General features: G+C 44.5%; 12 protein-coding genes. 5 read left to right on the top strand and 7 right to left on the bottom strand.

What is annotated here, in order from left to right:
- The first annotated feature begins 1 nt into the window (after window position 1).
- Complete coding sequence (locus ABRS97_RS17375) at window positions 2-697, top strand: response regulator transcription factor (RefSeq protein WP_367815966.1); 696 nt, start codon at window positions 2-4, stop codon at window positions 695-697.
- 75 nt (window positions 698-772) lie between these two features.
- On the opposite strand, the gene ABRS97_RS17370 is transcribed toward ABRS97_RS17375, so the two are convergent.
- The 4 genes from ABRS97_RS17370 to ABRS97_RS17355 all read right to left on the bottom strand — a co-directional run bounded on the left by ABRS97_RS17370 (window position 773) and on the right by ABRS97_RS17355 (window position 3882).
- Window positions 773-1513, bottom strand: a complete 741-nt coding sequence (locus tag ABRS97_RS17370; RefSeq protein ID WP_367815964.1) for a (S)-benzoin forming benzil reductase — start codon at window positions 1511-1513, stop codon at window positions 773-775.
- 88 nt (window positions 1514-1601) lie between these two features.
- A complete protein-coding gene (locus ABRS97_RS17365) occupies window positions 1602-2303 on the bottom strand; it encodes an oxidoreductase (protein WP_367815962.1) in 702 nt (233 codons plus the stop codon).
- A 24-nt stretch (window positions 2304-2327) separates the two neighbouring features.
- Entirely contained in the window at window positions 2328-2984 is a 657-nt protein-coding gene (locus ABRS97_RS17360; protein WP_367815960.1) for a TetR/AcrR family transcriptional regulator, read from the bottom strand.
- A gap of 79 nt (window positions 2985-3063) precedes the next feature.
- Window positions 3064-3882, bottom strand: coding sequence for an oxidoreductase (locus ABRS97_RS17355; protein ID WP_367815959.1), 819 nt, complete (start codon window positions 3880-3882; stop codon window positions 3064-3066).
- 300 nt (window positions 3883-4182) lie between these two features.
- On the opposite strand from ABRS97_RS17355, the gene ABRS97_RS17350 reads away from it, so the two are divergent.
- The 4 genes from ABRS97_RS17350 (at window position 4183) to ABRS97_RS17335 (ending at window position 6975) form a co-directional block, all read left to right on the top strand.
- A complete protein-coding gene (locus ABRS97_RS17350; RefSeq protein ID WP_367815957.1) occupies window positions 4183-4443 on the top strand; it encodes a helix-turn-helix transcriptional regulator in 261 nt (86 codons plus the stop codon).
- 221 nt (window positions 4444-4664) lie between these two features.
- On the top strand, window positions 4665-5723 hold the full coding sequence (locus ABRS97_RS17345; RefSeq protein WP_367815955.1) for an HNH endonuclease signature motif containing protein: 1059 nt from the start codon (window positions 4665-4667) through the stop codon (window positions 5721-5723).
- Between the two features lie 68 nt (window positions 5724-5791).
- Window positions 5792-6619, top strand: a complete 828-nt coding sequence (locus ABRS97_RS17340; protein WP_367815953.1) for an SMI1/KNR4 family protein — start codon at window positions 5792-5794, stop codon at window positions 6617-6619.
- Window positions 6620-6729: 110 nt separating this feature from the next.
- On the top strand, window positions 6730-6975 hold the full coding sequence (locus ABRS97_RS17335; protein WP_367815951.1) for a hypothetical protein: 246 nt from the start codon (window positions 6730-6732) through the stop codon (window positions 6973-6975).
- A gap of 563 nt (window positions 6976-7538) precedes the next feature.
- Here ABRS97_RS17335 and ABRS97_RS17330 read toward each other — a convergent pair.
- The 3 genes from ABRS97_RS17330 to ABRS97_RS17320 form a co-directional block, all read right to left on the bottom strand.
- A complete protein-coding gene (locus ABRS97_RS17330; RefSeq protein WP_367815949.1) occupies window positions 7539-9011 on the bottom strand; it encodes an S-layer homology domain-containing protein in 1473 nt (490 codons plus the stop codon).
- Window positions 9012-9305: 294 nt separating this feature from the next.
- Window positions 9306-10070: an ABC transporter permease gene (locus ABRS97_RS17325; RefSeq protein WP_483312471.1), complete on the bottom strand. Its 765-nt coding sequence runs from the start codon at window positions 10068-10070 to the stop codon at window positions 9306-9308.
- 6 nt (window positions 10071-10076) lie between these two features.
- The gene (locus ABRS97_RS17320) at window positions 10077-10838 is read right to left on the bottom strand and encodes an ABC transporter ATP-binding protein (RefSeq protein ID WP_367815945.1); all 762 of its coding nucleotides are present in this window, start codon (window positions 10836-10838) and stop codon (window positions 10077-10079) included.
- Window positions 10839-10845 lie beyond the last annotated feature (7 nt).

Below are 10845 nucleotides of genomic sequence, written 5' to 3'. Positions count from 1 at the left end.
TATGAAAAAACAGAAAATTATGATCGTCGATGACGAGCCGAAAATCGTGCGTTTTGTCGCGGCGAATCTTAAATCACTGGATTTTGAAACGCTGACCTGTCAGAGCGGCGCGGAGGCGCTGGATGAAGTGGAGGGCTTTGATCCCGATTTGATCCTGCTCGATCTGATGATGCCAGGCATGGATGGGTTTGAAGTCCTTAAGCGGCTGCGAACGTACTCCAGCGTTCCCGTCATTATGTTGACGGCGCGCAGCAACTCCAGCGATAAAGTTCAGGGGTTGAATCTGGGCGCGGACGATTATTTGACGAAGCCATTTTCGTTAGAGGAGCTGTTCGCCAGGGTGAACGCGGTGCTTCGCCGGATGGATGGGCGCATGTCAGCTCATGCGACGATAAGCGAAATTACGCTTGGTCCGGTCACGGTCAATCTGGCACAGCGCAGAACGTGGCTGAACGATACGGAGATCAAGTTCACCGAGACGGAGTATAACTTGTTTGCCCTGTTGCTGCAGCATGCCGACAAGGTCATGACGCATGAGCAACTGCTCAGCGAGGTGTGGGGAAGCGAATACCGCGATGAGGTGGAATATTTGCGGGTAACCATCGCGCGGATTCGTCAAAAGGTGAAGGCCGCCGCAGAGGGGCTTGATCTGATCGTGACCTACCCTGGCGTAGGCTATATGGCCAAGCATGAATAAAAACATCCCTCCTGCCTGATGATTCAAGCCGGAGGGATGTTTTATGCCATAGCTGTAAAGCTTGGTTTATGGAAATTAGGCAAAAAGTTCTTCAACAACAGCGCCTTGCGCAAATCCGTCCCCAAGAAATAACGAAAGGATCTTCTCAGCCGTTGAAGCCGGGGAAGCGAGCATGCCCTGATCCTTGACGTTGCCGAAAATTTCAGCGGCTGGGAAAGTGCGTTTATCTGCATGTCGGGCTTCTTCTTGCAGAGAAGTGTCGATCATGCCTGGCCATACAGAGACTACCTTTACAGCATGTGCATCAACCCCTTGCTCTACGCCAACACATTTCGTAAAAATATCCAACCCGGCTTTAGCTGCTGAATAAGCACTCATGCCAGGGAGCAGATGTCGGGCCGATGCCGAGGAAATGTTCAACACGCGCTTGTCGACCTGAAGCCGTTTAGAAAAACGGATGAAAGATGAGGTCAAGATAATAGGCGAGAGTAGATTAACATGCAGGTTTTTGCTTAATTCGTTCCCGTCTGCCTCTTCAATGCGCGATAAGGGAGTAAGGATAGCGGCGTTATTAATCAGATATACACCTTCTGCATCTTTGTCATCTATGCTGCTGAATATTTGTTCCATCATCTCTTCAATTTGGGAGGTCTGATCTAAATCGAATTCGATTTGATCGATGTTATCGTTATTTGAGGATAAGGCTTCATTCTTGTTTCGGGATATGCAAAACAGATGATGCTGGGAAGAAATGAGGCTTTTTGCCATCGCTTCGCCAAGCCCGCGAGAGGTGCCAGTAAGGATAAAATATTTCAATTCGAACTCACTCCTAAAGATTAGTATCTGGTACTAGTACTAGATATAATATAATCCAATTTATGGGAGTGGTCAAACTTTGTGATTCCTACATGGGACGCTTGCGCCGGACGGCAGCAGCAAGAGAGGAGATCTCGCCCGACTCTAGAATTTCGTGAGCGGGACCTTCGTTGCGGGCTGCCGCGATCATCGAACAGGCGACATCCCGACTATCGATTGCCCTATATTTGGCAAAGGGCCCGATCATTAGTGCGCCGAGTGGCCGGGACAACACAATAGCCAATCTCTCCCCGGGCCGGCTTTCGGTGCGGTCTCCGAGTAGCAAAGATGGCCGCAACACGACAAGGCGTCGCAGACCGAGAGCTGCCAAGTCTCGCTCCACCTCTCCCTTTACGCGACTATAGAACATCATTGACCGCTCCGACGAGCTCATCGCCGAAACGATGACGAAACATGCTGCGCCATATCGACGGGCTGCACGCCCCAGCGCCAGCGGGTACGCATAGTCAACCCGGCGGAACGCTTCCTTGCTGCCTGCCTGCTTGATTGTCGTGCCGAGCGCGCAGAAGACGTCAGTGTCCCGCAGCAGTTGCTCGTCCATCTCCTCCTCCAGACGGTCGAAGGAGACGCGTCGCTCCACCAGCTTCGGATGAGATAAGCCGATTTCTCGGCGCACAAGTGCGATAACGCGGCTGTACGACGGATGCTCCAGAAGCATACGGACCAGCTCCTGTCCGACTAGCCCCGTCGCCCCTGCAACAACGGCTGTTACTCCGTGGGGTTGTTCCATATTTCCAGCCTCTTTTCAAAAATTTCATCTTCTATTTCTAATATAACCATTTAAATAATGGTTCATTGTAGTAAGAACATCATTCTTGAAATCACGTTTGAGTCCATCAAGTCCGTGCTTTTCGATGATGTCTATAACTTCCGCAGGCAAGGTGGCAGATAATTTGCAACCGGTTATAATCGATGCTTCCGCTTGAAGGATATCCATGACATCCTCTTGCGTTAATGCATGATGTTCACAAATAAGGGTCACCAAATCCGTCATCAACTTGTATAAATTCATTTTCTGATTTAACATGGTTTCCGCGTCTACATTTTTTTCGAATATCGCCGTACGCATGGATTCCAGTCTTATATAAAGGGGATTATGGTCAACCAATTCTGTAAGCTCATTCATGACAAGATTCTTGAAGTCATCGATATCCTTGATTGGCGATTCTTTCGCCATTTCTGTCAGACACGCAACCCTTTTCTCATACTCCCGACACAGCAGGCTAAAAAACAAGGCCTCTTTAGTTTTAAAGTAAACAAATAGAATGCCGTTAGACATGCCCATCTGATTGGCTATATCGGACATTTTAATTTTTTCATACTCGGATGAAAGGAACATTTCTGCCGCTTTATCTAGAATGGCCTGAGCTTTTAAAGCCTTTGCTTCAGGTGTCATCGCACGTTTTGCCATAACTTCATCACTCCATTTCGATTAATTTTAATCCCTTATCGATTTGGAGTCAAAAATTAAGACCACAATTAACGATGTCTTAGCTGAACATTTTGATAATTTTATCGTAGGCACGATCTCCAAAAACATTTTTCATGAATACCATAGGTTTTGCCATAAAACCTACAAGATAACGTGTTTTTGGTCTTCTAACGGTTACTGCTTTAGCAATGGTTCGCGCGATTAGCTCCGGCTTCGATAATTGATTGCCAGTATAATTCTTGATCATACCATCGGCTGCCTTGCTGGCTGCCTGGGCATACGGCCCCTTGGCGGATACCTTTTTAAGGTTTTCTGCGGCAATAATACCCCAGTCGGTCTTGATTCCGCCCGGCTCCACCACGATGACATCAATTCCGAACGGTTCCAATTCCAGGCGAAGGCAATCCGAAAGACCTTCGACCGCAAATTTGGTCGCATGATACCAGCCACCAAACATGGTCCAAATTTTACCTCCCATTGAAGAAACGTTAACTATTTTCCCGAATTGATTTTTTCTCATGCTAGGCACCACAAGCTGGATCATTCTCGCAAGCCCAAACACATTTACTTCCATTTGACGCCGGGCTTCTTCCAGAGATACATCCTCAACCGCCCCATAAGAACCATATCCTGCGTTATTAATCAGAATGTCAATTCTGTGTTCTTTCTTAAGAATCGTATTGACGCAATGAACCATGGATTCATCATCGGTTACATCCAATGCAATAGGATGAATCCCTTTTGCAGCAAGATCCTGCATTTTATCTATGCGCCGGGCAGCTGCATAAACTGTAAAACCCTTGTTCTTTAGCTCGATTGCTGCTTCTTTACCTATGCCGGAAGATGCCCCTGTAATCAATGCGACTTTTTGACTCATAAATGAAACCCCCATATAATTTAATAATTGATCTTGAGTCAATTATAATTGACTTAAAGTCAGTTGTCAATGATCATCGTATATGTATAAAGAAATTTAGGCATGAGCTTAGTCGTTTGAGCCAATCTGTGTCCTCAAGGAAAGGATTTGAGCTGTTCAAAGAAAATACCTTATTTCCCCAAGACATCATGGTTTTTTCTGATTAAGTTGCTAAACTTCTAATTTAGTGGGATATATAGTAAAATATGCTTTTATAAGGGGTGAGAGGTATAACCGTATAAATATTGGGAGGGAAGTAATGTGTCTGAAAAACTTGACTACCAAAAAAAATTCAAAGATATTATCCAAAATAAATTCGCGGTTCTTACACCAAGAGAAGTAGAGATAACATCCTACTGGGTGATGGATTTTGATACAAAAAAGATCGCAGAGGAATTAATGATCTCAGAACATACAGTTCGAACCTATATAAAGAAAATAAACTATAAATTAGGTGTTAATTCTAAAGCATCATTAATATTAAGTATACTGATTTCGTATATTTCATTAATAGATATATAAAAAGAATGATGATAAAAATACCTCATGTGAGGTATTTTTATTTTTTTGTTATTATTGGATAATAATTGGTATATAAACCAAATAAAGGTGGATTCCACTGAAGGAGGATAGACTGCAAATAGTATTATAGTTAGTCTTATAGTATTTATTCGAATGGAAGTATCCCAAAGTTGAGTTTTATACTCTACTAATAATGAATAAAAGAGGAGTTGTAACTTTAGATGAAACCTTTTCGTCGTTTACTTGTATCTTTGACGGTATCTTCATTAATATTATCTGCATCAGTTGTTCCGGCTTTTGCTGCTGAAAAACCAGAGTCAACAATCTCTCATCCTGCTCCTATAGTACACATAGGCGATGGTATTATCGAAGCTTCGCAAAAGAGTTTTATACACCTAAACAAGCAGGTAATGAGAATAAAAAATGAGCAAGTAATTTCTATAACTCCATTATCTGATAAGGATATGCATCAAGATCTTGTAAATAAGATATCGAATTCGGATAAATCCAAAGTAAACACTATAAAGGATACAACGATAGATAAATCTCAATCCAATACTTCACCTTTACAAACTCCAGCCACCGAAAGTACACAACCTTACTCGGAGATTACGTTTCAACCTCTCATCTCCATGAGTGGGGATGGATATATTGATCTCGGTTTTCAAATTACTAACATCTTAGGTACTCCACCTGCATCTGTTCATTACGATCTAGTACTAGCTAATTCAACAAGTCAAAATGGAGCATATTCAGAATATGATAATTCCGCTAGTACATTATCCCAGATATATGTTGGAAAACAAATTTATACAGAGTTTCCGGTTTTCTCTTCTTATTATTGGGATTTCGCTATTGGATTAGTTAGTTTTGATAGTGAAGGAGCTCCATACTTGCCCGCACCAATTGAGGGAGAGTATAATCTTGGACTCGCAAATGGTAAGGGGCTTTCGTATCCTGTATACACGGACAGTCTCCAAGGGAAGGTTATGTCCAAACCACAATACTCTAACTATCTTCCGGTAGGTAATAAAGTATCTTGGACATCAACTGATCGACAAAATTATATTAATTGGTATACTCAATGGTATGGTACTCCGAGTGGCGGCTGGACTCAATACGATATTCATCACATACTACCACGCCAATTCGGTGGGACTAATGATTATAGCAACTTAATGCCACTCCCGAAATGGTACCATCAACAAACAGTGACTCCTTGGTGGAGTAATTATTCTCCATATAGTTATTCAGATTTAACTACTTGGGGAGATGATTAATAATTGATAATTGCCTCTATGAGACATCATAGAGGCTTAAAAATTATTTACAGGGAAGAAGGATAAAAATGGATAAACAGCGATTAATAGGAGTTAATAGGTTAGGAAATAAAATCAATAAAGACAAACTGTCCTGGGCACAATCCTTGCAATCAGGAGATGTAGTAGCAGTTGATGTAACCGGAAAAGGCTCTCTTTTTGAAGTCGCAGAAATTAAGAATGTATCGCCAACAGGAATAGAACTTACAAATGGTATTGGCTTGTATTCCGATGGTAGTATTATTGGTTCCAATGGTGGGGCTATTGTACCATTAACAGAAGAAATAAAAGTAATAATTGAAGGGAAGACCCCAAAAAAATCACGCTCATTAAATATGGTTGCTAATCAAGAATTGCAAGAAACACTGATTTATAAAACAATTGTAGCTCTACAAAAAAGAATAGGCAGCGGTGGAGTCGTATTCCAGAGAGAAGGAGGCATTTTGGTCAAGGAAACTTTCTCTTTTGCGCCTAGAACCACAGTTGAAAAACTAGTTGAATTTACAAAACGCACTGGATGGAATTTACCAATTGATCTCCATAATTTTTTTCTAATTCATAACGGAGCAAAGCTATTTGGGAGTGATTTTGGAATAGGTGTACAAATTTATGGTATAGATGAAATTGAACAGTGGCATAATCACAATATGCCAACAGGTTGGTATCCGATTGCCCATATTCTTGGTGACACGCTATTTATTGACGGAACAAAAGCACACAACTTAAATGGTTATTTAAAATGGTTTAGGTCCGGAGATAGATATGATCAGGCGAGCTCACTTTCTATGAACTTTGAAACATGGTTAGATTTTCTAATTGTATCTCAGGGAGCAAAGTATTGGGAATGGCGTTATTGAAGCAACATAGATCGACTATGGGATCGTAGATCCGAAATGACTCGAGTATGTAACTCATCGTATTGAAGAACGACTAAACGGTAGATTGGGAGAAAGTAGAAGTCCAGAAATTGGAGTCGAGTTCTTCGGAGAGTAATATTGTTGTAAGTGATGTTAAGACGGAGCGTTCGTTTCTTCTTAAATCATTACTTGCATTTTTCGGTATTATCGTAACGCTGGAGCTTTGTGTGCTCTTATATCAATTACTGACCAATGCTACGAACACCGATAAGACGATTGAAGTCCTGAAGTTAGTATTTACGGCGATTAGTCCAATTTTGTGTACATTGATCGGTTATTACTTTGGAAAAAGCTGAAGTAATAAATGAGAAATGAATGATAAAGCAAAAGCTCGCCACGAGAAGGTGACAAGCTTTTTTTATTAGGTTTTGGATTTTATGGTGGAAACGGAGATTATAATTGTCAAAAGAAAATAAAGTTGTCGATTGAGTTGCCAACTTCACCAGTAGCTAGCAGTTGAAATACTTCCCTGCCCAGTACGAGCGTTTACATCAATTGCACTCAAGCGGTTGAACCGCCGTATACCGAACGGTACGTACGGTGGTGTGGAAGGTCGGCTACCCAACTAATGGGTAGCTCCTATCCGATGAGGTAGAACATCCGTAGAGATATTAATTTTCCCAGTGGAATCTGGTTTAGAAATGTAATAAATTTTATTTTGATTTGAAATAAATAACCATAGGTCTCCATTGGGCGTTGAAGCACTAGAGAGTCACCTTTCGGATAACCTAGCGTAACCATACTTTATTCCAGCATTTTTGAGTCGCTGTACACTTTGTGAGCAGAGCTGGATAGTTGGAATGGAAAGAAGGAGAGCACCCATTAGATGGGTAACTCTCCTTTTCTCCCTCGCAATAGCTTATTTCGTTGTTACAGTTACACCGGCTGCTGTCGCCCAATTACCGACTGGAGCAACTGTGTAAGAGGTGCCTGGCGTTAATTTGCCGTTATTCATGATGGCGAAAGTAGCGGCAGTCCCCTTGCGGGAAGACTGCGCATATTCGGCAGTCAGAACAGTGCCGTCCGGTGCTGTTAGCGTTAGGCGGCGGAGTACGAAAAGCTCATCTTTCGGATCCTGCGTCATTGTAATCGTAACCGACTTTTCATCGACTGCCGCGGCGGATTGAATAGCGAGCGGCGCAATGTCCTTCGCTGTAAATGTCGCACTTGCAAAAGTTGCCCAGTCCGCCGATACGGTATAAGTCACTCCTGGACGGAAAGTTTCACCGTTAGGAAGAATGAACTTAGGTGCCTGTCTGCCATCCGTAGCTTGTGTGAAAGGCGAGTAAGTAGCCGTCATTGGTACGCCGCCTTCAGGCGTAATTTGCACTTGGCGCATACGCATGGAGGATAAAATTTGGTACGTCTTTCCGTTATACCTATTGTTCTCATCGACGATGAAAGCGCCTGGACGCGCTTTGCTGTAAGCTGCAATCACATAACCGTAATCGGCAATTCCGTCAGCGAGAGTAGACTCGATTTCAAACATATCGTTGGCAACCTGCTGCGTGGATTTTAATGCGATTTTCTCCCCACTGCCTGTGAAGGTTACCGCGGGTTGATCTTTATATGACAACGTATAGGTCATTCCGGCCTTTTGAGTTGGCGTTGGAATAATGTAAGTCGATTTGGAGCCTGTTTTTAAACGAGGCTGGTTGGAAATCGCAAGACCGTTGTCAAAGACAAAGTTTTTGGACGCTTGAGCCAGCTCCAGATCCGCATTCGAAATCGGTGCCGAGAACGTTAACTGCAAGGTGATGCCATTCAACGCACGGATGCTCGTAATTTGAACAGGCGCCAGTTGCTGCGCTTCATAGATGAGCAGAGCGGCTTCTCCGCGAGTCACTTGGCCGTTTGAGAGGGATGCGGCGCTGGGCAGCTTTTTAACCTCAGCTTTATCCAATTTTAATACGTTGGCTATGATATCGATCAACTGATCGGAAGTAAGCGACTGATTCGGTCCGAATTGACCGTCTTCACCTTTCACCGCGCCTACAGCGGCAAGTGCAGTTACATAGGATTGAAACCAATCTGCCGATGTAACATCGCTAAAGCTGTTGGAAGTGGAACCGTTCAGATCCAGATGAAGCGCCAATACGACCATTTTCGCTATTTCCGCGCGGGTTGCCGTTTGTTCGGATTTGAACGCATGATTCTCATAGCCGGATACGACATTTTGCTGAGCTAATTGTTCGATGGCTGCTTGAATCTGTGGCGCTTTGGCCGTATCTGAGAATGGGTTGGCCGCCATGGCATTGAAGGGAAGAATGGCCGATAAACCTACCGCTGCTGTGATCGTTAATGCTGCCAATGTTTTTTTGTTATTTTTCATGTATACCACTCCTGTTCGTAGTTGATTCGTAGGATGAACAATGCGCTGTGTCTTTGCTGTTTACAAGATCTAGCTTACACGGCAGGGCATTACAATCGAATAAAAAATCGGCGGCTCACATTACAAAATCGTAAAAATCGGCCAGACCAGCATGACATGAAAAAGGCAGCTTAGAACTTGGATCAGGTTCTAAACTGCCTTTTTACGGTCTTGGGAAAATAAGCTATTAGACTGAACATTATCACGACCTAAACTTAAAGAAATTTTTTTCGATGAGTATATCGTTATTCGCTTTCACACCCGCTTTTTATACACCCTCATTGCAAAGAAGTAGGCTACGAACAAAATCCCGACGCACCACGCAAGAGCGATCCATATCTCATTGCCCGCCGGTTGACCTGACAGTAACGCACGAATAGCTTCCACGATCGAGGTCACCGGCTGGTTTTCGGCAAAGGCTCGAACGACCGCCGGCATCGACGTGGTCGGCACAAACGCCGAGCTGATAAACGGCAGGAAGATAATCGGGTAGGAAAAGGCGCTTGCGCCATCCACCGATTTTGCGGTCAGTCCGGCAATTGCTGCGACCCAAGTTAATGCCAGCGTAAACAGCGCGAGTATGCCGGCTACTGCAAGCCATGACAATATCCCCGCTGGCGAACGAAAGCCCATAATCAACGCTACGAGAATGATGACGACAACCGATATGGCGTTGGATACCAGAGAGGTCAGCACATGCCCCCACAGTAAGGTGGAACGTGAAATTGGCATGGAGTGAAACCGCTCGAATATGCCCCGTTGCACATCGGTAAACAGGCGGAAAGCCGTGTAGGATATGCCGCTAGCAATAGCAATCAGTAGTATACCGGGCAACAGGTAATTCACATAGTTATCCGTTCCGGTTTGAATGGCGCCTCCGAACACATAGACGAACAGCAGCATCATCGCGATCGGCATGATGGTGACCGTGACGATGGTGTCCATACTGCGGAAAATATGGCGCATGGAGCGTCCAAGCATAACGCCCATATCGCTGAAGAAGTGTTTCTTTACTACCATCTCCATTTACTTTCCCTCCTTTTTGCCGACGATGGCGAGGAATATCTCCTCTAATGTCGGCTGTTTTTCAACATACTCCACCTTTGCGGAGGGGAACAGCTTTTTTAGCTCCGAGAGTGTGCCGCTGGCGATAATCCTGCCCTCATGCAGAATGGCAATTCGGTCAGCAAGCTGCTCAGCCTCCTCCAAATACTGTGTGGTTAGGAGTACCGTCGTGCCGCCGTCGGCAAGCTCCTTGACAATCTTCCAAACCTCGATGCGCGCCTCGGGGTCAAGCCCAGTGGTCGGCTCGTCGAGGAAAATGATCTGCGGTTTTCCCACAAGGCTCAAGGCGATGTCGAGCCTGCGGCGCATACCACCCGAATAAGTAGACGCCCTGCGGTCGGCGGCGTCTGTCAAGCCGAAGCGTTTAAGCAAGTCGTCCGCAACCTGACGCGGATTCTCGAGGTATCGCAGCTTGGCAATCATGATCAGATTTTCCCGTCCGGTCAAAATTTCGTCCACGGCGGCAAATTGCCCGGTCAGACTGATCGCCTGCCGCACATTCTCGGGTTTTGACGCCACATCGAATCCGTTCACGGTCGCGGTTCCGCTGTCTTGTTTGAGCAACGTGGTGAGGATTTTGACAACCGTTGTCTTGCCCGCCCCGTTGGAGCCGAGCAGGGCGAAAATACTGCCCTTTTCCACCTCGAAATCAACGCCCTTTAGGACTTGATGCTGTTTGTAGGATTTCTGCAGCCCAACCACTTTAATTGAATTGTTTTGCATAAACTTC

The sequence above is a fragment of the Paenibacillus tabacirhizosphaerae genome, assembly GCF_040812395.1.
In the GTDB taxonomy this organism is placed as follows: Bacteria; Bacillota; Bacilli; order Paenibacillales; family NBRC-103111; genus Paenibacillus_E.
The sequence above is the reverse complement of the archived record's forward strand: the minus strand, read 5'-3'. Positions and strand labels throughout refer to the sequence as shown.